At 65.6% G+C, this 21,097-nt stretch carries 22 protein-coding genes; 10 read left to right on the top strand and 12 right to left on the bottom strand.

The features are described 5' to 3' along the window. Positions 1 to 9: 9 nt before the first annotated feature. Positions 10 to 750 (top strand): tRNA pseudouridine(38-40) synthase TruA, encoded by a 741-nt coding sequence (gene truA / locus FHR22_RS02210; RefSeq protein WP_166938444.1) that lies wholly within the window; start codon positions 10 to 12, stop codon positions 748 to 750. Between the two features lie 472 nt (positions 751 to 1,222). On the opposite strand, the gene FHR22_RS02205 is transcribed toward truA, so the two are convergent. Then, entirely contained in the window at positions 1,223 to 1,753 is a 531-nt protein-coding gene (locus tag FHR22_RS02205; protein WP_166938442.1) for a CarD family transcriptional regulator, read from the bottom strand. A 315-nt stretch (positions 1,754 to 2,068) separates the two neighbouring features. Between FHR22_RS02205 and FHR22_RS02200 the strand changes: the two genes are divergently transcribed. Next, positions 2,069 to 2,887, top strand: a complete 819-nt coding sequence (locus FHR22_RS02200; protein ID WP_166938439.1) for an SDR family NAD(P)-dependent oxidoreductase — start codon at positions 2,069 to 2,071, stop codon at positions 2,885 to 2,887. A gap of 356 nt (positions 2,888 to 3,243) precedes the next feature. Here FHR22_RS02200 and FHR22_RS02195 read toward each other — a convergent pair whose 3' ends face one another. The 6 genes from FHR22_RS02195 to hisG form a co-directional block, all read right to left on the bottom strand. Continuing rightward, on the bottom strand, positions 3,244 to 5,361 hold the full coding sequence (locus FHR22_RS02195) for a sodium-translocating pyrophosphatase (RefSeq protein ID WP_166938437.1): 2,118 nt from the start codon (positions 5,359 to 5,361) through the stop codon (positions 3,244 to 3,246). A 187-nt stretch (positions 5,362 to 5,548) separates the two neighbouring features. Continuing rightward, a complete protein-coding gene (locus FHR22_RS02190; protein WP_166938435.1) occupies positions 5,549 to 6,622 on the bottom strand; it encodes a tetratricopeptide repeat protein in 1,074 nt (357 codons plus the stop codon). Between the two features lie 398 nt (positions 6,623 to 7,020). Further along, a complete protein-coding gene (thiL, locus tag FHR22_RS02185; RefSeq protein ID WP_166938432.1) occupies positions 7,021 to 7,950 on the bottom strand; it encodes a thiamine-phosphate kinase in 930 nt (309 codons plus the stop codon). Between the two features lie 149 nt (positions 7,951 to 8,099). Next, positions 8,100 to 8,546, bottom strand: a complete 447-nt coding sequence (nusB, locus tag FHR22_RS02180) for a transcription antitermination factor NusB (protein ID WP_166938430.1) — start codon at positions 8,544 to 8,546, stop codon at positions 8,100 to 8,102. Positions 8,547 to 8,553: 7 nt separating this feature from the next. Then, a complete protein-coding gene (gene hisD, locus FHR22_RS02175) occupies positions 8,554 to 9,846 on the bottom strand; it encodes a histidinol dehydrogenase (protein WP_166940666.1) in 1,293 nt (430 codons plus the stop codon). Further along, a complete protein-coding gene (gene hisG / locus FHR22_RS02170) occupies positions 9,833 to 10,522 on the bottom strand; it encodes an ATP phosphoribosyltransferase (RefSeq protein WP_166938427.1) in 690 nt (229 codons plus the stop codon). Before hisG ends, hisD begins: the two co-directional genes overlap by 14 nt. 39 nt (positions 10,523 to 10,561) lie before the next feature. Between hisG and FHR22_RS02165 the strand changes: the two genes are divergently transcribed. Continuing rightward, on the top strand, positions 10,562 to 11,647 hold the full coding sequence (locus tag FHR22_RS02165) for a DUF2332 domain-containing protein (RefSeq protein WP_166938425.1): 1,086 nt from the start codon (positions 10,562 to 10,564) through the stop codon (positions 11,645 to 11,647). Positions 11,648 to 11,660: 13 nt separating this feature from the next. Further along, positions 11,661 to 12,731: an alpha/beta hydrolase family protein gene (locus FHR22_RS02160; RefSeq protein WP_166938423.1), complete on the top strand. Its 1,071-nt coding sequence runs from the start codon at positions 11,661 to 11,663 to the stop codon at positions 12,729 to 12,731. Here the strand turns inward: FHR22_RS02160 and FHR22_RS02155 are convergent, their stop codons facing one another. Continuing rightward, entirely contained in the window at positions 12,732 to 13,196 is a 465-nt protein-coding gene (locus FHR22_RS02155; protein ID WP_243853422.1) for a DUF1465 family protein, read from the bottom strand. It lies immediately after the preceding gene. Between the two features lie 292 nt (positions 13,197 to 13,488). Beyond that, a complete protein-coding gene (locus FHR22_RS02150) occupies positions 13,489 to 13,653 on the bottom strand; it encodes a YdcH family protein (RefSeq protein WP_208417524.1) in 165 nt (54 codons plus the stop codon). Between the two features lie 158 nt (positions 13,654 to 13,811). Here FHR22_RS02150 and FHR22_RS02145 point away from each other — a divergent pair, with 158 nt between their 5' ends. Continuing rightward, the gene (locus tag FHR22_RS02145; RefSeq protein WP_166938418.1) at positions 13,812 to 13,970 is read left to right on the top strand and encodes a YdcH family protein; all 159 of its coding nucleotides are present in this window, start codon (positions 13,812 to 13,814) and stop codon (positions 13,968 to 13,970) included. 35 nt (positions 13,971 to 14,005) lie between these two features. Here the strand turns inward: FHR22_RS02145 and FHR22_RS02140 are convergent, their stop codons facing one another. The 3 genes from FHR22_RS02140 to FHR22_RS02130 all read right to left on the bottom strand — a co-directional run bounded on the left by FHR22_RS02140 (position 14,006) and on the right by FHR22_RS02130 (position 16,612). Beyond that, the gene (locus tag FHR22_RS02140) at positions 14,006 to 14,404 is read right to left on the bottom strand and encodes a PilZ domain-containing protein (RefSeq protein ID WP_166938416.1); all 399 of its coding nucleotides are present in this window, start codon (positions 14,402 to 14,404) and stop codon (positions 14,006 to 14,008) included. A 111-nt stretch (positions 14,405 to 14,515) separates the two neighbouring features. After that, a complete protein-coding gene (gene dksA / locus FHR22_RS02135; protein ID WP_166938414.1) occupies positions 14,516 to 14,977 on the bottom strand; it encodes an RNA polymerase-binding protein DksA in 462 nt (153 codons plus the stop codon). 711 nt (positions 14,978 to 15,688) lie between these two features. Then, entirely contained in the window at positions 15,689 to 16,612 is a 924-nt protein-coding gene (locus FHR22_RS02130; protein ID WP_208417451.1) for a hypothetical protein, read from the bottom strand. Between the two features lie 291 nt (positions 16,613 to 16,903). Here FHR22_RS02130 and FHR22_RS02125 point away from each other — a divergent pair, with 291 nt between their 5' ends. From FHR22_RS02125 to FHR22_RS02105, 5 genes are all read left to right on the top strand, one after another. Then, positions 16,904 to 17,242 (top strand): ArsR/SmtB family transcription factor, encoded by a 339-nt coding sequence (locus FHR22_RS02125; protein ID WP_166938412.1) that lies wholly within the window; start codon positions 16,904 to 16,906, stop codon positions 17,240 to 17,242. Positions 17,243 to 17,258: 16 nt separating this feature from the next. Further along, the gene (locus FHR22_RS02120; protein ID WP_166938410.1) at positions 17,259 to 17,723 is read left to right on the top strand and encodes an SRPBCC domain-containing protein; all 465 of its coding nucleotides are present in this window, start codon (positions 17,259 to 17,261) and stop codon (positions 17,721 to 17,723) included. Between the two features lie 42 nt (positions 17,724 to 17,765). Further along, positions 17,766 to 19,049 (top strand): serine--tRNA ligase, encoded by a 1,284-nt coding sequence (gene serS, locus FHR22_RS02115; RefSeq protein ID WP_166938408.1) that lies wholly within the window; start codon positions 17,766 to 17,768, stop codon positions 19,047 to 19,049. A gap of 129 nt (positions 19,050 to 19,178) precedes the next feature. Beyond that, a complete protein-coding gene (gene surE, locus FHR22_RS02110; RefSeq protein WP_166938406.1) occupies positions 19,179 to 19,943 on the top strand; it encodes a 5'/3'-nucleotidase SurE in 765 nt (254 codons plus the stop codon). Positions 19,944 to 20,022: 79 nt separating this feature from the next. Further along, a complete protein-coding gene (locus FHR22_RS02105) occupies positions 20,023 to 21,096 on the top strand; it encodes a M23 family metallopeptidase (RefSeq protein ID WP_166938404.1) in 1,074 nt (357 codons plus the stop codon). Position 21,097 lies beyond the last annotated feature (1 nt).

Below are 21,097 nucleotides of genomic sequence, written 5' to 3'. Positions count from 1 at the left end.
CCGCCTCTCATGACCCGCTTCGCTCTCACCATCGAATATGACGGCCGCCCCTATATGGGCTGGCAACGACAGGCGCATGGCCCCAGCGTCCAGCAGGCAATCGAAGAAGCGATCCACCGCTTCACCGCCGAAACCGTGCAGGTGTTCAGCGCCGGGCGCACCGACGCCGGGGTTCATGCCATCGCGATGCGCGCGCACGTCGACATCGAAAAGCCGCTGACCCCGTTCAAACTGACCGAGGCGCTCAACGCCCAGCTTCGCCCCGCGCCGGTCGCCATCGTCGGATGCGACATCGTACCCGATGACTGGCACGCCCGCTTTGCCTGTACCGGGCGCGCTTATGAATATCGCATCGTCAACCGCCGCGCCCCTTTGACCTGGGACAAGGGGCTGTCGTGGCAGGTCGCCCGGCCGCTTGATGCCGATGCGATGCACGCCGCGGCGCAGCAGCTGATCGGGCTCCACGATTTCACCACCTTTCGCTCGGCGCATTGCCAGTCGCAAAGCCCGGTCAAGACGCTCGACAAGCTGACCGTCAGCCGCCACGGCGACGAGTTGATCATCGAGGCTGCGGCGCGCAGCTTCCTGCACCACCAGGTGCGCTCGATGGTCGGCTGCCTCGCGCTGGTCGGCCATGGCAAATGGTCGGCGCGCGATCTGAAGACGGCGCTCGACGCGGCGGACCGGGGCGCGCTGGGATTGAACGCCCCGCCCGACGGGCTGTATTTCGTGAGCGCGACCTACCCGTGATCGTGCATCGGCAGCCAAGCCGGTCACCCCCGACCTTTCCCGGCGCGAAAGGACGTCCGCTTTGGGATGGTGAGCAGACGTTCAAAGTTCGTCATGCACACCTAATCTTTGTCATCCCCGCGAAAGCGGGGACCCAAGGCTGCGCAATACCGCTCTGGGTCCCCGCTTTCGCGGGGATGACACCGATAGAAAATGCAAACGGCAGCAACCGGCCGCTTCCAGCCCTCCCTTCGTCATCCGCGGAGGAGACCCGTGGCTCTTCCGCCTCAACCCGGGATCCCGCCTTTTGAGGGACCCGGCAGTTCCCGACGTCAGGCGGGACCCCGGATCAAGTCCGGGGTGACGGTGAATGGGGTGGCTGCAACCAGCCGATAGCGGATCGCCTCGTCCTGAATTTGCAATCGCTACGATCGCGCAACAAAAAAGGGCGGCCCTCGCGGACCGCCCTCTTCCCTATCGCTAGGTATGAAGCTCAGATTGCCTTTTCGGCGTAATAGAGCGGCGCATGCTCGTTGAGTATCTGGAGGATCTTCGCCTGCGCCGTCTTTTCGTCGCTTTCTTCCATCGCGCCCAGTTCGCGCGCGAGACGACTCGATGCCGCTTCGAAGATCTGGCGTTCCGAATAGCTCTGTTCGGGCTGGTCGTCGGCGCGGAACAGGTCGCGCGTCACTTCGGCGATCGACACGAGGTCGCCCGAATTGATCTTCGCTTCATATTCCTGCGCGCGGCGCGACCACATGGTGCGCTTGACCTTCGGCTTCGTCGTCAGCACCTGCAGCGCTTCCTTCAGCGTCTTGTCCGACGACAGCTTGCGCATGCCCACGCCTTCCGCCTTGTTCGTCGGCACGCGAAGCGTCATTTTTTCCTTTTCGAAGCGCAGGACGTAAAGCTCGAGCTGCATGCCGGCGATTTCCGACCGCTGCAACTCGATGACGCGCCCCACGCCATGTTTAGGATAAACGACATAATCACCGACTTCGAACAAAAGCGTGCTTGCGGACATGCAAATTCCTTTCTGCTGTCTTGACCGCGGCTGGAAAGTGCGACAACACCGGTGCATCCCGCCCTCGGTTTTGAGGGGGATCAGCATATCGGGCGGCGCTCGCCAGTCAGCGTGTCAAGGGATATGGCTCCATCGGAAACGCCGAATGTGCCCCAGCCCAAGCGGCGGGAAGAGGCGGAATGTCAGCGTGTTGTTATTAATTATAACAGATTCGCAACAAAATTGCCACCCCTGCACGGAAATGCGCTGAAGCGGTGGCTTGACGGCTCCTCACACCCGTTTCAAGTTGAAACGAAACAGAGAGTGGGAGCCGTCATGCAGGATCAAATATGGTGGATTACCGGCGCTTCGTCGGGCATCGGCGCGGCACTTGCCCGTGCGCTCGCGGCGCGCGGGGCACGGCTGATCCTGTCGGGCCGCAATATCGCCGCGCTTGAAGCCGTCGCAAAAGACTGCGGTGCCGGGACGATGATCCTGCCGTTCGAAGCGACCGACTATGCCGCGATTCCCGGACTTGCCGAATTGGCGTGGAATTGGGGCGGGCGCATCGACGGGCTGGTCAACAACGCCGGCATCTCGCAGCGCAGCCTTGCGATCGAAACCGATTTTTCGGTCTATCAACAGATTGTCGCGGTCGACCTGCTCGCGCCGATCGCGCTGACGCAGGCGCTGCTGCCGCGCATGGTTGGCGCGGGCGGCGGACAGATCGTCGCGATTTCGAGCGTCGCGGGCATTGCAGGCGTGCCGCTGCGCAGTGCCTATTGCGCGGCGAAGCACGGCCTGATCGGCTATCACGATAGCGTGCGGGCCGAAAACGAGCATCTGGGGCTGAAAATACTCGTCGTCGCGCCCGGGTCGGTCGCGACCAACGTCAGCCGCAACGCGCTGAACGCCGACGGCAGCGTGCGCGGGACGAGCGATGCGGCGATCGACAATGGCCTGTCGCCCGACTTCGCGGCGGCACAGATATTGAGCGCGGTCGAGGCGGGCACGCGCGAACTGGTCGTTGCCGAAGGCGCCGAAGCCGCGACGGCCGCGCTGCGGCGCAGCGATCCCGACGCGCTGTTCGACCGGATGAGCGCGATGGTGCAGGCGGGCTATGCGCAGCAGATGAAGGCGGCCAGCGCGTCCTGAACGACGGCTAACGACCGGTTGCGGACGTTCCATTCTTCGTCACCCCGGACTTGATCCGGGGTCCCGCTTGACGTTGAAAAATGACAGTGCCCCAGAAAGCGGGACCCCTGGTCAAGGCGGACGAACCACGGGTCTCCTCCGCGGATGACGAGGGAGGGCTGGAAACTTGTTTCAAGGTCCATGGCCTGCCGTTTCCTTTGGCGCTGCGTGGGGTGAGAGCTCAGGCCATGGATGCTGAAACAAGTTCAGCGTGACAAGGCGCGATGACCGCTCGCCACCCACCCCAAAGCCGACATAGAAAAAGCCCCGCCGGATCGCTCCGGCGGGGCTTTTCTTTGCCTTGACGGCAGCGCGGCTTACGCCGCGCCGTGCGCCAGCGCCGCGAGGAGCAGGATCGCCACGATGTTGGTGATCTTGATCATCGGATTGACCGCCGGGCCTGCGGTATCCTTGTAGGGATCGCCTACGGTGTCGCCCGTGACGGCCGCCTTATGGGCATCGCTGCCCTTGCCGCCGTGGTTACCGTCCTCGATATATTTCTTCGCATTGTCCCATGCGCCGCCGCCCGAGGTCATCGAGATGGCGACGAACAGCCCGCCGACGATCACGCCGAGCAGCAGCGCACCGAGCGCTTCCAAGGCCGCGGCCGGACCGGCCACGCCGCGGATCACGAAGAACACGACGATGGGCGCCAGCACCGGCAGCAGGCTGGGCACGATCATTTCCTTGATCGCCGCCTTGGTCACCAGATCGACCGTACGCGCATAGTCGGGCTTGCTCTCATAGGTCATGATGCCCGGGTTGTTCTTGAACTGCTCGCGAACATCCTTGACGACCTCGCCCGCCGCACGGCCGACCGCGGTCATGCCGAAGGCGCCGAACAGGTACGGCAACAGCGCGCCGAGCAGCAGCCCGACGATGACATAGGGCGACGACAGCGAGAAGGTCAGCGGCTCGGTCAAACCGAGCTTGGCCGAATATTCACTGATGTCGGCGGTGTAGGTGCCGAACAGCACCAGCGCCGCGAGACCCGCAGATCCGATGGCATAGCCCTTGGTCACCGCCTTGGTCGTATTGCCCACGGCGTCGAGCAAGTCGGTCTTTTCACGCACCGAATCGTCGAGGCCCGCCATTTCGGCAATGCCGCCGGCATTGTCGGTGACCGGACCATAAGCGTCGAGCGCGACGACCATGCCGGCGAGCGCGAGCATCGCGGTGGCGGCAAAGGCAATGCCGACGATGCCCGCGGTCTGGAAGGCAACGACGATGCCGACGCAGATCACGAGCGTCGGCAGCGCGGTCGATTCAAGGCTGATGGCAAGGCCCTGAATGACGTTGGTGCCATGACCCGTTTCCGACGCCTTGGCGATGCTGCGCACCGGGCGATAATTGGTGCCGGTGTAATATTCGGTGATCCAGATGATCAGCCCGGTGATGACAAGCCCGAGCAGCGAGCAATAGAAAAGGTCGCTGCCGTTGAAATCGGTCCCGGTGATGTCGGTCGCCATGTCGCCCTGGAGGACATAGCTGGTCGAGAACCAGATCGCGGGGATCGACAGGACCGCGGTGACGAGGAAGCCCTTGTACATCGCACCCATGACGTTCTTGCCGCCGCCAAGACGGACGAAATAGGTTCCGATGATCGAGGTGATGATGCAGACGCCGCCCATCAGCAGCGGCAACGTCATTAGCGGCAACAGCATATCGCCCGCGCCCTTCAGCAGCAACGCGATCAGCACCATGGTGGCACCGACGGTGACGACATAGGTTTCGAACAGGTCGGCGGCCATGCCGGCGCAGTCGCCGACATTGTCACCGACGTTATCGGCAATCACCGCAGGGTTGCGCGGATCATCCTCGGGAATTCCGGCCTCGACCTTGCCGACCAGATCGGCGCCGACGTCGGCTGCCTTGGTGAAGATGCCGCCGCCAAGGCGCGCGAAGATCGAGATCAGCGAGGCGCCGAAGGCGAGCGCGACGAGCGCATCGACGACCGTACGGTCATCACCGCCAACGGTGTAGCCGCCGGGGCCGATCAGATACCAGAAGAAGACCGAAATCGCGAGGAGCGCGAGGCCCGCCACGAGCAGCCCGGTGATCGCGCCGGCGCGGAATGCCATGGTCAGGCCTGCCTGAAGCCCGGTTTGCGCCGCGGCCGCGGTGCGGACATTGGCTTTCACCGAGATATTCATCCCGACGAAGCCGGCAACCCCCGACAGGACGGCCCCGATAACGAAGCCCGTCGCCGAGATCGCGCCGAGGAAAACCCCGACCAAGACGGCCACGACGACGCCGACGATGGCAATGGTGCGATATTGGCGGCCCAGATAGGCCTTGGCGCCTTCCTGGATGGCGGCGGCGATTTCCTGCATTTTTTCATTACCCGCCGAGGCGCTGAGCACCTGCCGCGAGGTAATGAATCCATAGAGCACGGCCAAAAGGCCGCACGCTATCGCGATCAAAACCGGATTCATGCGTGACTGTTCCTTCCCCATTGAAGAAGGGCGACGCAAGGTTAGCAGTCGAGCACGTCCGACTTATTGATGCCGGTTCGCTCTCTCCCCTGATGCGACCGCCCCAAATTTGGACGCCGAGTTATGGGAAGAAAGAAAGCCAAGGGCAACCCCGGTTTTTCCGCAGTTTGCCGTGATATTGTCATATCTAGGGCGTCGAGCCTGCGGCCTCCGCGCCGCGCGCCTCCGCCAGCGCCCTGCGCGCGCTGACGGCGGATTTGGTATCGGGGTCGAGCTCGAGCGTCCGTTCGAGCAGCAGGATCGCCTTCGCAATATCGCGCGCGATCCCCTTGCCGGTCTGATAGGCACGCGCGAGCGAAAAGCAGCTTTCGGCTTCGCCCAGGTCGCAGGCGCGATCGAACAGTTCGAGGGCGCGGCCGCGGTTCCGGCGCACCCCGCGCCCGTCGTCGATCAGCATCGCCAGATTGCCGCACCCCGACGCCTCGTCGGCCTCGCAGCTTTGCTCGAACAGCGCATAGGCCCGTTTATAATTCCGCGGCATGCCCAGGGCGTCGCGGTGAAGAACGCCCAGATTATAGCAGGCGTGCTGGTCGTCCTCCTGGCACGCGCGCTCAAAAAGCCGCGCCGCCTCGCGCTGATTCGGCGCGAGGCCCTTGCCCAGCGAATAGGATGCGCCGAGGTTCGTGCAGCCCGATATATCTTCCAGCTCGCACGAGCGTTTGAACAGCCGCGCCGCCCGCTTCGGATCCTTGGGAACACCATCGCCGTTGATATAGGAAAGGCCGAGGTTGGAACAGGCCGTCCCCTCGCCGCCGTCGCACGCGAAGGCGTAGTAGGTGGCGGCTTTTTCGTGCGAAAGCTCGACCCCTTTCCCTTCGCCATAGGCAAAGCCCGCCATCGTGCAGCCCGTCAGATCGCCCAGATGACAGCCGCGCGCGAAAAGCCACACCGCGCGAACCTCATCCTGCGCGACGCCGTCGCCTTCGCGGTAAAGATAGGCCAGCCGCCGGCATGCCTCCCCGTCACTCGCTTCCCCGTCTTTCGCTTCGCAATCGCCGGCCCAGGCAGCGGCCTGATCGGACGGTGCTTCGCTTTCTGCCGGCTCGGGATCGCTCGCGACCGTTTGCGCCTGCAAGGCACCGACCGGCGGCTCCGGCGAATGTGCCGCCTGCGCGGGATGCGACAGACACCAGAAACAGAACGACAGCACCGCCGCCATCATGCGAGCGGAGGATCGCCGCCTGCTCTTTGGGTCGACCATGATATGCCTTTCCGCTTTGCCATGCCTGCCGGGCGGATGGCCGCGGTTGCCGCCCTTGTGCCCCGCCATCAAACGGATTTCAAAGCGAAATTCCTGAACTGCCCTTGCTTGGTTCGTCATCCCGGCGAAGGGTGCGTGACTCTGAAACACGATCTCACCGGCGCGTTTTCGATCCAGGGCCGAGATCCCGGCCTCCGCCGGGATGACGATATCATAATCGCCACCACCGGCCGCTTCCTGCCCTTTTTCGTCATCCCGGGCTTGACCCGGGATCCCGCTTTTTTTGGGGCGCCGGCAGTTTGCGACATCAAGCGGGACCCCGGATCAAGTCCGGGGTGACGAAGGAAAAGGACGCCCACTTCCGGCCAATAACCGACATTCCAATTTGTCCACGCGGCCTAATGCATGAAGCCGAGGCTGGCAGGCGGTGCGATGCGCTGGGCGCGGTGGGTGAGCGTGATACCCTCGCCAACCCCGGCGTGGCCCAGCATCGTCACCGCGACGTTCAGCCCCGCCGCAATCTCGCGGATCGCCGCCGCCTCGCCGGGGTCGGCGGCGAAGAGCAGTTGATAATCGTCACCCGCCGTCGCGGCGGCGAGCCGCGTATCGAGCACATCGGGCCGCACCGCGAGCAGCGCCGCCGACAGCGGGATCGATTCGAGCATCAACGTCAGGTCGCACCCGCTTGCGTGCGCCATGCGCTCGGCATCGATCAGCAGGCCGTCGGACACATCCATCATGGCATGGACATGACGCGCCACCGCCTGGCCGAACGTCAGTTGCGGCTGGGGGCGGCGATAGGCGGTCAGGCAGGTCTCGTTCGGTTCGACCTGCCCCAGCCGCATCGCGAGGCCGAGCCCGGCGTTGCCGATCGACCCCGTCACCCACAGCTGGTCGCCGGGCCGGACCCCGCTCCGCGGCGGCGCGCCGCTTTCCGGCGCCCGGCCGATCGCGGTCAGCCCGAAGGAGCGCGGCGCGCCCGCCGGAACGCGCACCGTGTCGCCGCCGAGCAGGATGATCCCGAACCGGCGCAGCGCCGCATCGAGCCCCTCGACAAAGGCTGCGTCCCATGCGTCGTCGCCCAGGCTATAGCCGACCAGGACGCCGAGCGGCGCGGCCCCCTTTGCGGCCAGGTCGGACAGGTTCACCGCGACGAGTTTCCACGCGACATCCTGCGGCGTGTCGTCGGGGAGGAAATGAATGCCCTCGACGATCATGTCGTGGGTCAGCACGAGGCCTTCGAACACCGCCGTATCGTCGGCCAGTCCGCGCGCGGCGGGGTCGGTCGCGATGGCGCGCAGGCGCGCGATGAAATCAGCTTCGCTCATTACGAAAATCGTAATGCCCTCAGCCCCCGAAATAAACAGCTAGTTAAATTTGCGCGTATCCCCGCGAAGGCGGGGATCCATCTCCTGCCGGTTAAAATTGGCGCTGGCGGGAGATGGGCTCCCGCCTTCGCGGGAGCACATGGCATTTTTCAGGCCCGCGCCGCTTTACCGATCGCGTCGAGCAACCCGTTGGCAAACCCCGCCTCGCGCGCGTCGAAAAAGGCTTTCGCCACATCGACATATTCGCTGACCACGGCGCCGACCGGCACGTCGCTGCGCGCGATGAGTTCATAGGTGCCGGCGCGCAGGATCGCCTTCATCGTGCGGTCGAGCCGTTCCATCGTCCAGCCGCTCGCGAGCCGCGCGGTGATCGCCGCATCGACTTCGGGCAGGCGCGCCAGCGCGCCCTTCACGATATCGTCGAAGAAGGGAATGTCGGCGTCGGCATATTCGGCGTCTTCGATGATCGCGCCGATGCGGTGCTGATGAAATTCATGGATCAGCTTGGGAACCGGGGTCGCTTCCATCTCGTGCTGATACAGCGCCTGGACGGCGGCGAGGCGGGCGGCGGAGCGGGACTGGGTGCGTTTGTTCATGACTCTTCTACTTCAATCTGTTCTGGACGCTGAGCGCGTGGGCGGGAAGCCCCTCGGCGCCGGCCAGTGCAACGGCCGCCGGACCGATCGCGGCGAGCGACGCATCGTCGAGCGCGAGGAAGCTGGTGCGCTTCATGAAGTCGGTGACCGACAGCCCGCTCGAAAAGCGCGCGCGGCGGCCGGTCGGCAGCACATGGTTCGGACCGGCGACATAATCGCCGATCGCTTCGGGCGTCTGACGGCCGAGGAACACCGAACCCGCGTGGCGCACCCTGGCGAACAGCGCATCGGCCTCGGCGGCATCGACCGCGAGTTCGAGATGTTCGGGTGCCAGCCGGTCGCAAAGCGGGATCGCGTCCGCCAGCGCGGGCACGACGATGACGGCGCCGTTCGCGTCCCAGCTTTCGCGCATTGTTGCAGCGGTCGACAGGACCGGAATGACATCGGCCACAGCGGACGCCACCGCATCGGCGAAATCGCCGTCGTCGGTGAACAGGATCGACTGGCTTGTCGGGTCGTGCTCGGCTTGGCTCAGCAGGTCGGCGGCGATGACGTGCGGCGCGTTCTGTGCGTCGGCGACGACGACGATCTCGCTCGGCCCCGCAACCATGTCGATGCCGACGACGCCATAGACCTGCCGCTTCGCCTCGGCGACCCAGGCATTGCCGGGGCCGGTGACGACATCGACCGGCGCGATTCTCTCGGTGCCATATGCGAGCGCGGCGATCGCCTGCGCGCCGCCGACGCGCCAGATTTCGTCGACCCCGCCGATATGCGCCGCGGCCATCACGACCGGGTTGATCTCGCCGCCCGGGGTCGGGGTCATCATCACGATGCGTTCGACCCCCGCAACCTTGGCGGGCAGGATGTTCATCAGCACCGACGACGGATAGGCAGCACGGCCGCCGGGCACATAGACGCCTGCCGCGTCGACCGCGCCCCAGCGCGCGCCGAGGCGCACGCCGCTTTCGTCGCGGTAGTCGCGATTTTCGGGAAGCTGCGCGGAATGATAGGCGCGGATGCGCGTCGCCGCGAGATTCAGCGCGTCACGCAATTCGGGTGTCAGCGCGTCATAAGCGGCGGCGCATTCCTCCTTCGAAATGCTCCATCCGCTGGCGTTCAGATCGAAGCGGTCGAACTTTGCGGTATAATCGGCCAGCGCCGCATCGCCTTCGGCTTTTACCCGCGCGATGATCGCGGCGACATCGGCCGACACGTCGGAATCGCTTTCGCGCCGATCATTGACCAGCGCGTCGAAATCGGCCGCAAAGCCGGGCGCGGAGGCGTCAAGCCGCCGCATCGCGCCCATTTTGGCGGGTTTCACCCACGGCTTGCCGGAAACGCTCGACCAGCGCCGGCACGTCGGCCGAACGCAGTTTGAATGCGGCGCGATTGACGATCAGCCGCGCCGACACTTCGCTGATCACCGTCTGCTCGGCGAGCGCATTTTCGACCAGCGTCCGCCCGGTCGAAACCAGGTCGACGATGTGCGACGCAAGGCCCAGCTTCGGCGCGATTTCCATCGCGCCATTGAGCTTGATGCATTCCGCCTGGATGCCCTGCCCTTCGAACCAGCGGCGGGTGATCGCGGGATATTTGGTCGCGACGCGGATATGGCTTTCGCCCCCAAGCTCGTTGGCGCCCGGCGGCGCGCTGCCCTCCGGCCCCGCGAGCGACAGGCGGCAATGGCCGATGCCAAGGTCGACCGGGGCGTACAGTTCCGAATAGGCGAACTCGTCGATCACATCCGACCCGACGATGCCCAATTGCGCGGCGCCATGCGCAACGAAGGTCGCGACGTCGAACGCGCGCACGCGGATCAGCGAGATATGCGGCTGGTTCGTCGCGAACACCAGCGCGCGGCTCTTCTTGTCGAAGAAATCCGCCGCCGGCTCGATGCCGACCGCCGCCAGCAATGGCAGCGCTTCGTCGAGAATCCTCCCTTTCGGGATGGCAAAGATGATCGGTTCGGGCATAAGCGCGCCAGCCCATAAGCGGGCCCGGGAGAAAGGGCAATGAGCGAGCGCTATCAAATGGTCGACATGGCCGAAACCGGACCTGCGGCGGTTCGCACCGCCTTTGCCAACCAGGCCGTCTATTGCCGCGCCAACGATGCGCCGGTCACCGCGCGGATCGTCGCGGCGCTCGGCGCGCTGCTCGATGCCCCGGCGACCGAATTCGCGCGGCGGATCGCCGAATGGCAAGGCGCCCCGCTCGCCGACGCGCTGCCGCTCCGCGCCGCCGGCGGGATCCACGCCCTGCACCTCGCGGGCGCGGCGCACGAACTCGCGCCCGTCTATGCCGATGCCGACGACATCAACGACGCCGGGATCGTCGCGGGGGTCGTGCGGCGGCACGAGGCGGCGCTGCTGCCCTGGCTGGACGGCCCGCCGCAGACCAACGAAGCGGGGCGCTCGTCGAATTTCATCGCCGCGATGCTGTGGCTCGTCGACCAGGGGCTGCCGCCGCGCTTCGCATGCCTTGAAATCGGGTCGAGCGCCGGGATCAACCTGATGCTCGATCGCTATCATTATGACCTTGGCGGGGTGCAGGTCGGGCCGCAGCCGGGCGCGATGGCGTTCACCCCCGAATGGCGCGGCCACCATCCGCCCCAGCACAAGATCGACATCGCGAGCCTGAAGGGCTGCGATGTCGCCCCGGTCGACCTGACCGACCCGGCGCAGGCGCTGCGGCTCAAGGCCTATATCTGGCCCGAGCACGCGATCCGCTTCGCGCGGATGGAGGCGGCTATCACCGCAGCGCACAGCGAAAAACCGAACCTCGTCAAGGCCAATGCCGCCGACTTCGTCGAGGCCGAGCTCGCGAAACCGCAAGCCGCCGGCACGACGCGGCTGCTGATGCACTCGATCGTCTGGCAATATGTCCCCGCCGACCAGCAGGCGCGCGTGACAGCGGCGATGGAGGAAGCGGGCAAACGCGCAACCGCCGACCGGCCGCTCGCGTGGGTGGCGCTCGAAGCGAACCGGACGATGCACTATCACGAACTGGCGGTGCGTTACTGGCCGGGCGGCGAGACCTCCAAAATGCTTGGCCGCGCCCATGCGCACGGCGCGTGGGTCGAGTGGATGGCAGTTCCCTAGAAGGGCCCTCTCGATGCGTCCGCTCCCCGCCCTCTGCGCCCTTATGATCTTTCTCGGCCTCCACCTGCCGGGCGCGGTGGCCCAAACCGCGCCGGCCGCACCGTGGAGCGCGCCTGCGACGACCGTGGTCATCACCGAGGCGCGCCGGTTCACCAGCGGGGGCACCGAACTTTCAGGAACGCTCTATCTGCCGCGGAACAGCAAGCCGGTGGCGGCGGTCGTGGTCACCCACAGCGCCTCTTCGCCGCTCGGCGATGCTTCGCTCTACGACCATCTGAAAGCGATGCTGCCCGCGCTGGGTATCGCCGTCTTCACCTATGACCGCCGCGGTTCGGGCCGGTCGGGCACGCAAAATGCCGGCGGCGACTTCACGATCCTCGCCGACGACGCGATCGCCGCCGTCCAGAGCCTGAAGAGCGATCCGCGCATCGACCCGCGGCGTATCGGGACATGGGGGTTGAGCCAGGGCGGCTGGATATCCCCGCTCGCGGCGTCGCGAAGCCCCGATATCGCCTTCGTGATTTCGGTATCGGCGCCCGTCGCCACCGCCGACGTCCAGATGATCTTCTCCTCGACCAATCACCTGCGCGCGAACGGCTATTCGCAGGCGGACATCGACCAGATGGTCGCGACGCGAAAGGCGGTCGACGATTATATGCGCGGCACCGCGAGCAAGGACGCCGCCCAGCGCCTGATCGATGCGGCCAAGACCAAAGCCTGGTTCAAATATCTCTACATGGGCGAGACGATCAAGGATCGCGAGGTTTCGGGCTGGCGCAGGGAAATCGAAAATGATCCGCTCACCAATCTGACCGCCGTCACCGTCCCCCTGCTCATCCTCTACGGCGCCAATGACGCGGTGGTGCCCGTTGCCCATTCGGTCGAGCGGCTGAAAGCCGTCGCCGCGCGGATGCCGAAGATGGCCGTCCATGTCGTGGCGGGCGCCGACCATGCGATGCAAATGTCGGTGGACAAGGCAATTTCGCTCGACCCCAAATATGACGGCACCGAACGGGCGGACGCGCCCGAATATATCGCGGTGCTGGCGAGCTGGCTCGCCCGGCAGGCACTGGCCGGCGGCTGATTACAGCCGCGCTTCGAGCTGTGCGAGCAACTGCTGCACCGGGGTCACCGCCTGCGGCTCGTCCCATCCCGCTTCCAGCGCCGCGATGCGTTCGAACAAGCGCTCGCTCGCCGCGATGATCCGGCGGGTCGCCGGATCGAAATCCAGGCAGACGTCCCAGTCGGCGGCGACCGGCGCGCCGATCCGCGCCGCGCTGTCGCCCGCGCCGGCCCCCGGATCGCCCGCGATCATCGCCCGGCGGTGGAGCAGCCAGGCAATGATGTGCATCAGCCGCGTCGTCGTCTTCAGCGATTCGCAGGCCAGACTGACGAGTTGCACGCTGTTGCCGCCTGTCCGGCCCGCCTCGATCCGGCCAAGGTCGCGCTGTACCGCAAACGCTGCATGCGCCTCGTCGGCGAGCAGCATCGCCTCGACATAGAGATTTTCAACCTGGGCACGCTGCACCGGCAGACCGAACGCCATCATCTTTCTTCGCCCCGAAATTGCAGAAAGGGGATGCCATGGCGGCCGCCCCCGTAGCAATGGCGCTAACCATCTTTTGGCTGTACGAACCTGGACAGGACGGGCGAAGGGCGGTTTTGGGGTGGGAAGCGGCCATGAGCTCCACTCACCTTCGTCATCCCAGGCTTGACCCGGGATCCCGCTTTTTTGAAGGTAACGCAGGTTTCGACGTCCAGCGGGACCCCGGATCAAGTCCGGGGTGACGACGAAGGAAATGGCAATTACCGGCCGATACCCGCCGATCCGCCACCCTCGCTCAGGCAATAATATCAGGCACCAGCTGGTCCTCGCACCAGGCGATCTCGTCGCGCAGGCGCAGCTTGCGTTTCTTCAGCCGGGCCAGTTGCAGCTGGTCGGGCACCGTCGCATCGCCGAGCGCGATGATCGCGGCATCGAGATCGCGATGTTCGATACGAAGCATTTCGAGGCGCTGGGCGATTTCTTCGGGGTTCACGCGCGCCCTCCTGCCATGATCACGGCCCGTCCGCAACGGGGACCGGCCGGACGAATCGTCACGACAATCGGCGTGATTCGTGATTTACTCCGCCATCCCGATCGAGTCGAAAAGGAGAACGGCCAATGAGCACCTCGCACCTTTCCGCCCTGAAGTCCCGCCACGCGGACCTCGACGAGAAAATTGCGAATGAAGAGCGCCGACCCGCCCCCGACATGGGCGTGCTGGCGCAGATGAAAAAGCAAAAGCTGAAAATCAAGGAAGAGATGGTCACGATCGCCTGATCGGCCATCCGGTCGCTACCGCCGGCTGATCTGTTTCAGCGCCGGCGGTAGATGGCCTTGCCGGCTTGGCCGGCTTGGCCGAGCCGCGAGAGATGCGGCGGCAAATCCTGTTTCTGGACCACCTGGCGACGCACCGCCTGCGGATTGACCGGCCGGTCGAACGCGACCCCGAACTTGCCCTCACCGACCCAGACGATCCGCCCGGGAACCGGCCCGACGTTGCGCAGATCGACTTCGACCACCGCACCCGCGGTCACCCGCGCCGCGCTTTCGGCCAGCATGCCGCCCGACGAAAGGTTGCGCACGCGCACGACGACCGGCGCGGCATGCCCCGGAATCGTCAGACCGGCCTGCATGAACAGGCTGTCGCGGTCGGCACCGCGTGACAGCGCCGACACTTCCTCGTCCAAAGATGCTGGTCCGCGCGAATCCATCTGCAACCCGTTCCTCGCTTGCGTGAGGCGGCGAATCTAGAATGGAGCTCTTGCCGAAATGTAAATGGCCGAAACGTAAATGAACACCGCGCGATCAGCGCGGCCGGCGTATCAATCCTCGCGCGAGATACGCTCGTTGCGTTCGTGGCGCTCCTGCGCCTCGAGCGTCATCGTCGCGATCGGCCGCGCCTGCAGCCGCGCGAGCGAGATCGGCTCGCCCGTCACCGCGCAATAGCCATATTCGCCCTCGTCGATGCGGCGGATCGCCGAATCGATCTTGGCGATCAGCTTGCGCTGGCGGTCGCGGGTTCGAAGTTCGATCGCCCAATCGGTCTCGCTCGACGCGCGATCGGCCAGATCGGGTTCGCGTAGCGGCCCGTCCTGCAGATGCGCCAGCGTCGATTCGGATTCGGACAGGATCGATTTTTTCCAGGCGAGCAGCAGGCCGCGGAAATATTCCTGCTGCCGCTCGTTCATAAACTCTTCGTCGTCGCGGGGAATATAATCCGAATCGAGGTTCGATTTGGCTTCGCGGAGCGCGTCGGCACCAACATCGGCTATCTGGGTTGGCATAGGGGCCTTCCGCGTCCTTTCCTGTCGCCTGATCGCCGAGGATGACGATCCAGGGAGTGCGCCGCGCCTATAACCAGCCACCGGTTGCGACACAAGCGCCGAAGCAGCGGCATGCGGTCCGGCCGCTGAAGCGGGGCTGAACCGGGCAGCCTTTGGTGATTCTGCCGAAGTGCGATCGATCGGATATTCGACCCGAATAGGGCCGGAAATTAACTATCCATATGGAAATTCAATCTCTTTTGTGCTGTTTTGGTACAGAATGCGTCATTTCTGTTGATTCTGCGGCCTAATTCCCGAAGCCGGACAGTCAAACGGGGTTAACGCAATTGCCGCGTTCATAAAGCTTTGGCCTTTTGGCTGCATTCAACGGTGTATCGGGGTGTCGGCGGTGGCGCTGGGGCACCTGCAACGGGAAAAGAGAGAGAAACCTATGTCTGTCCGAATGGCCCTCGCCAAGCTCTGCGCCTGCACTTGCGGAGGCGCGATCATCGGGAGCGGCGCGATGCAGATCGCCGACGTCCCCGCGGCCGCACAGGTGCGCAAGGCGCAATCCTGCACGCCGTGCAGCCCCAAGAAGGTCGTGCGCAAACGCCATGCCGCGCGCAAGCCGGTCAAGCGCGTTCGCCGCGTCGTGACGACGAAGCGCGTCATCCGCACCGCGACCCCGCAGACGCAGGTCGTGACGCAGACGATTCCCCTGCCCCCGATCCCTTATGCACCCTTCCCGCAGCGCGGCGGCTTTGAAGGCGGCGGCGGTGGCGGCGGCGTCACGGTTGTCGGCGGCGGCTTTGGCGGCGGTTTCGGCGGCGGTTTCTTCGGCGGCTTCTTCGGCGGATCGAGCAGCGGCGGTGGCGGCGGCAGCGTCGTGGTCACCTCGACGACCACCGGCGGCCTCAGCACGACGAGCAGCACCTCGTCGGGCGTTTCGACCTCGACCGGCGGTGTCAGCACCTCGACCGGCGGTGTTTCGACCTCGACCGGCGGCGTCAGCACTTCGACCGGCGGCGTCTCGACCTCGTCGGGTAACGTCAGCACCTCGTCGGGCAATGTGTCGACCTCGTCGGGCAACGTCTCCACTTCGTCGAGCAGCAGTTCGTCGTCGAGCTCTTCGTCTTCATCGTCCTCCTCGTCGAGCTCGTCCTCGTCGGGCGGCGGCAACTCGTCGAAGGGCGGCAGCTCGCATGGCGGCAGTTCGCACGGTGGTTCGTCGCATGGCAACTCATCGAAGGGCGGCAGCTCGCATGGCAGCTCGGGCTGGGGCGGCTCGTCGAAGGGCGGCAGCTCGAGCAGCAGCTCGTCCAGCTCCTCGTCATCCTCGTCGTCGAGCAGCAGTTCGTCGAGCGGCGCGACCTCTTCGGGCGCGACCGGCGGCAGCAGCAGCTTCGGGACGACCAGCAGCTCGTCATCTTCCTCGTCGAGCAGCTCGTCGTCATCTTCCTCTTCGTCCAGCTCGAACGGCAGCAGCAGCCATGGCGGATCGTCGGGCGATCCGACTCCCGTGCCGGCGCCGCCGATGATGCTGCTGTTCGGTGCCGCCGCCGCCGCGCTCGTCGCGCGCCGCCGCGCCGCCAACCAGAGCGGCAGCGACCAGGACGCGGCATAACGCCATCCACTGGCGGCCGGATCATCGGCCACCAATTCGGGGCCGCCCTTCGGGGCGGCCCTTTTTTATGCGCGGCGAGGGGCTGGCAGGTTTCGGCCGGTAGCTGCCGTTCCACGGATTACTCTCTCCCCTTTAGGGGAGAGATACGCAGGCTTGCCAGCTTGCTGGCTAGCCGGAGTTGAGAGGGGTTTGGCCACGTCCCCCTCTCCCAACCCTCTCCCCTGAAGGGGAGAGGGCTATATGTCCGCTCCCCACCCCAAAGCAGACAACTCCCCTCGACAAAATGGTTTGCCATTGAGTAAACTATCGCTATACTTTACCATATGGCAAACCAACAAGCCGCGCTCGACACATTATTCCACGCCCTTGCCGATCCGACCCGGCGCGCGGTGATCGGCCGCCTGCTGGACGGCGCGGCACCGGTCAAACGGCTGGCCGAGCCCTTCGCGATGGGCCTTCCCGCCTTCCTGAAGCATCTGTCGGTGCTCGAAACCTCGGGGCTCATCCGGTCCGAAAAGGCGGGTCGCGTCCGCACCTGCTATATCAACGCCGACCGATTGACGGCGGCCGAGCACTGGCTCGCCGAACAGCGCGCGGTCTGGCAGGGCCGCGCCGACCGCCTCGCCGCCTTCGTCGAAGCGCATAATCCCCCCACGACATGATGCAGGAGCCATCGGCATGAACGACAAGACCACCCTCACCATCGCGCGCCAGATCGCCGCGCCGCCCGCTGCGGTGTGGAATGCGTGGAGCATCCCCGCCAATCTCGAAAAATGGTGGATCCCGGCGCCGATTTCCTGCCGCGTCGTCACGCTCGACCTTCGCCCCGGCGGCAGTTTCGAGACGCAGATGCGCGAGGAAGGCGCCGCCGATTTCCAGCCGCATGTCGAAGGCTGTTTCCTCGAAGCGATCCCCGAACAACGCCTGGTTTTCACCACCGTACTCAAGGAAGGCTGGCAGCCGATCGAACCCTGGCTCGCGATTACCGCGATCCTGACCTTCGAGGCAAAGAACGGCGGCACCCTCTATACATCGCGCGTGCTGCACAAGACCGCCGAGGACAGCCGCAAGCATGATGAAATGGGCTTTTACGAAGGCTGGGGCGCCGCACTCGGACAATTGGCGGCACTGCTGGAACGGTAAGACAGGCTTGCACCGCCCGCGCGCCAACGCCATAGCGCGGCCATGCACGATATCCGCCTGATCCGGGACGACCCGCAAGCCTTCGACGCCGGCCTCGCCCGCCGCGGTCTCGAACCTTTGTCCGCGCAAATCCTCGCCGCCGACGCCTCGCTGCGCGCCTTGCAGACCGATATCCAGTCGGCGCTCGCACGCCGCAACGAAGCGTCGAAGCTGATCGGCCAGGCGATGGCAAAGGGCGACAAGGACGGTGCCGAGGCGCTGAAGGCCGAGGTCGCCGACCTCAAGACCTCGCTTCCCGCCAAGGAAGACGCCGAGCGCGCGCAGCTTGCCGCGCTTCAGGACATCCTCGCCGCGCTTCCCAACCTGCCCGCCGCCGACGTGCCCGAGGGCGCCGACGAGGAGGACAATGTCGAGATGTCGCGCTGGGGTACGCCACGGACGTTCGACTTCGCGCCGCAGGAACATGCCGATTTCGCTCCCGCGCTCGGGCTCGATTTCGAAACCGCGGCGAAGATGTCGGGTGCGCGCTTCGCCTTCCTGAGAGGGCAGATGGCGCGACTCGAGCGCGGGCTCGGCCAATATATGATCGACCGCCAGACGATCGAGGGGGGTTACACCGAATGCGCGACACCGCTGATGGTGCGCGACGAGGCGGCGTTCGGCACGACGCAGCTTCCCAAGTTCCGCGAGGATCTGTTCCAGACCACCGACGGCCGCTGGCTGATCTCGACCTCGGAAATGAGCCTGACCAACGCGGTGCGCGAGGAGATATTGCCCGAAGCCGACCTGCCGGTCCGCATGACCGCGCTCACCCCCTGCTTCCGCTCCGAAGCGGGGTCGGCGGGGCGCGACACGCGCGGCTATATCCGCCAGCACCAGTTCTGGAAGGTCGAGCTGGTCTCGATCACCCGTCCCGAGGATTCGGACGCCGAGCTCGAACGCAAGACGCGCGCCGCCGAAGCGATCCTCGAAGCGCTCGAACTGCCGTATCGCCGCATGCTGCTCTGCGCCGGCGACATGGGTTTCGCCGCGCGCAAGACCTTCGACCTCGAAGTCTGGCTGCCCGGCCAGAATGCGTACCGCGAGATTTCGAGCTGTTCGAACTGCGGCGATTTCCAGGCGCGGCGCATGAACACGCGCTTCCGCCGCGACGGCGTCAAGGGCAACGAGTTCGTCCATACGCTCAATGGCTCGGGCCTCGCGGTCGGGCGGACGCTGGTCGCGATCCTCGAAAATTACCAGCAGGCCGACGGCAGCGTCGATATTCCGACGGTGCTGCTGCCCTATATGGGCGGGATCACGAAGCTGGAACCGACGAAGAATTAGAGAGCCGCTTGTGCTGAGGAGGGGCTGAGCCCGGCGAAGACCCGTCTCGAAGCATCGGTCCTTCGAGATGCCATTTCGACAAGCTCAATGGCTCCTCAGGAAAAACGGAAATGTAAGAAGGATTTGAAAGTGCGCATCCTCCTCACCAACGACGACGGCTATCACGCTCCCGGCATGGCGGTGCTCGAAGCGATCGCCCGCCAGCTCAGCGACGACATCTGGGTCTGTGCCCCTGCCGAGGAACAGTCGGGCGCCGGCCACTCGCTCACCCTGTCGCGCCCGGTGCGCATCCGCCAGCACGGCGACCGCCGCTGGTCGTGCAGCGGTACGCCGACCGATTCGGTGATGATGGCGATCGGCAAGCTGATGCTCGAAAAGCCCGACCTGATCCTGTCGGGGGTCAATCGCGGCGCCAATCTGGGCGACGACGTCACATACTCGGGCACCGTCTCGGCCGCGATCGAAGGTGCGCTGGCCGGCATCCGCTCGATCGCGCTCAGCCAGGTTTATGCGAAGGAAGGCATGGGCGACAGCGTCCCCTTCGCAGCCGCCGAAGCCTGGGGCGCGAAAGTGTTGCGGCCGCTCATCGACATGGACATGCCGCCGCGCACGCTGATCAACGTCAACTTCCCCGCGATTCCCGCCGCCGATGTCCGCGGCATCCGCGTGACCCGTCAGGGTTTCCACGACTATGGCCGCAGCTCGATCGTCGAGGGCACCGACCCGCGCGGCTATCGCTATTATTGGTTCGGCCTGCACGGCATCGAACATAGCCTCGGCCACGACAGCGATCTCGAGGCGATCGACGACGGCTATATCTCGGTCACCCCGCTCCAGCTCGACCTGACCCACGACGCCTCGCTGGCCGGGCTGCGGAGCGCCTACACCGCCTGATTTCCCTTCATCGTCAAAATCTGTCCCAGCGCGGCACACAAGCCTAGCCATGGCCCGCCACATTTGGCAAAGAGGGTGCATGGGGGGAATATATTACAGGCTGTGGCTGTTGCCGCTGGGCGTGCTTTCGCTCGCCGGCTGCATTCCGGCTGCGCCCGGACCCGCGCGGCCGGCCGCGCCGCCCGCCACCGACGCTTCCGCTGGCGAACCCGGAAGCGACATCCGCCAGGACGTGACGGGGGGCGACGCCCGGCCGACCTGGACGCTGCAGCCGGTCGTCGCCAACGCCCGATGGGTCGGCGGGAGTCTTTATACGGTCCGCCGCGGCGACACGCTGCGCGCGATCGGCGCGATGACCGGCGTCGGCTCCGAGGCGCTGGCGATGGAGAATGATCTTGCGCCGCCCTACGCGCTCTTGCCGGGACAGCAGCTGCGCGTTCCTGCGGGCCTGTATCATCGCGTCGCGACGGGTGAGACCGGGATCGGCATCGCGGCCGCCTATGGCGTCGACTGGGGCGAGGTCATCACGATCAACGCGCTGTCCGAACCCTATATCCTGCGCATCGGCCAGCGCCTGCGCCTGCCCTCGCATGCCCGCGCATTGCCGCCGAAAGAAATCGACGTCGCCGCCCGCGCCGCCGCGTTCAAGCTCGACATCGACGATATCGCGACCGGCAGCCAGCCGGCGATCGCCGCCGCGGCGCGTCCGGCCGCCGCCAGCGCCGCCCCGGCGAAACCCGTCATCACCGCCATCGCCGAACCGGCCGCCTTCTCCGGCCGCTTCCTGTGGCCGCTCACCGGCAAGATCATCGCCAAATTCGGCCCGCTCGCGCCGGGCAAGGTCAACGACGGCATCAATATCGCCGCCGCGACCGGCACCCCGATCCACGCCGCCGCGCCCGGCGTCGTCGCCTATGCCGGCGACCAGATCGGCGTCTATGGCGGGCTGATCCTGATCAATCACGGCGGCGGCTGGGTCAGCGCCTATGGCCACGCCGGGCGGATCGACGTCCAACGCGGCCAGGCGGTCAAGGCGGGCGACGTCATCGGCCGCGCCGGCGCCAGCGGCCAGGTCCAGTCGCCGCAGCTCCATTTCCAGCTCCGCAAGAATCGCATTCCGGTTGACCCACTGAAGCAATTGCCGCCAAGATAGG

It is taken from the genome of Sphingopyxis panaciterrae, assembly GCF_011762125.1.
Lineage (GTDB): Bacteria > Pseudomonadota > Alphaproteobacteria > Sphingomonadales > Sphingomonadaceae > Sphingopyxis > Sphingopyxis panaciterrae.
This window is presented reverse-complemented; position numbering and strand designations above follow the sequence as displayed.

Coding starts and splice junctions, on each gene's coding strand:
- truA (WP_166938444.1), top strand. CDS start 10: ATGACCCGCTTCGCTCTCACCATCGAATATGACGGCCGCCCCTATATG.
- FHR22_RS02205 (WP_166938442.1), bottom strand. CDS start 1,753: ATGTCCGCAAGCACGCTTTTGTTCGAAGTCGGTGATTATGTCGTTTAT.
- FHR22_RS02200 (WP_166938439.1), top strand. CDS start 2,069: ATGCAGGATCAAATATGGTGGATTACCGGCGCTTCGTCGGGCATCGGC.
- FHR22_RS02195 (WP_166938437.1), bottom strand. CDS start 5,361: ATGAATCCGGTTTTGATCGCGATAGCGTGCGGCCTTTTGGCCGTGCTC.
- FHR22_RS02190 (WP_166938435.1), bottom strand. CDS start 6,622: ATGGTCGACCCAAAGAGCAGGCGGCGATCCTCCGCTCGCATGATGGCG.
- thiL (WP_166938432.1), bottom strand. CDS start 7,950: ATGAGCGAAGCTGATTTCATCGCGCGCCTGCGCGCCATCGCGACCGAC.
- nusB (WP_166938430.1), bottom strand. CDS start 8,546: ATGAACAAACGCACCCAGTCCCGCTCCGCCGCCCGCCTCGCCGCCGTC.
- hisD (WP_166940666.1), bottom strand. CDS start 9,846: ATGCGGCGGCTTGACGCCTCCGCGCCCGGCTTTGCGGCCGATTTCGAC.
- hisG (WP_166938427.1), bottom strand. CDS start 10,522: ATGCCCGAACCGATCATCTTTGCCATCCCGAAAGGGAGGATTCTCGAC.
- FHR22_RS02165 (WP_166938425.1), top strand. CDS start 10,562: ATGAGCGAGCGCTATCAAATGGTCGACATGGCCGAAACCGGACCTGCG.
- FHR22_RS02160 (WP_166938423.1), top strand. CDS start 11,661: ATGCGTCCGCTCCCCGCCCTCTGCGCCCTTATGATCTTTCTCGGCCTC.
- FHR22_RS02155 (WP_243853422.1), bottom strand. CDS start 13,196: ATGATGGCGTTCGGTCTGCCGGTGCAGCGTGCCCAGGTTGAAAATCTC.
- FHR22_RS02150 (WP_208417524.1), bottom strand. CDS start 13,653: ATGCTTCGTATCGAACATCGCGATCTCGATGCCGCGATCATCGCGCTC.
- FHR22_RS02145 (WP_166938418.1), top strand. CDS start 13,812: ATGAGCACCTCGCACCTTTCCGCCCTGAAGTCCCGCCACGCGGACCTC.
- FHR22_RS02140 (WP_166938416.1), bottom strand. CDS start 14,404: ATGGATTCGCGCGGACCAGCATCTTTGGACGAGGAAGTGTCGGCGCTG.
- dksA (WP_166938414.1), bottom strand. CDS start 14,977: ATGCCAACCCAGATAGCCGATGTTGGTGCCGACGCGCTCCGCGAAGCC.
- FHR22_RS02125 (WP_166938412.1), top strand. CDS start 16,904: ATGGCAAACCAACAAGCCGCGCTCGACACATTATTCCACGCCCTTGCC.
- FHR22_RS02120 (WP_166938410.1), top strand. CDS start 17,259: ATGAACGACAAGACCACCCTCACCATCGCGCGCCAGATCGCCGCGCCG.
- serS (WP_166938408.1), top strand. CDS start 17,766: ATGCACGATATCCGCCTGATCCGGGACGACCCGCAAGCCTTCGACGCC.
- FHR22_RS02105 (WP_166938404.1), top strand. CDS start 20,023: ATGGGGGGAATATATTACAGGCTGTGGCTGTTGCCGCTGGGCGTGCTT.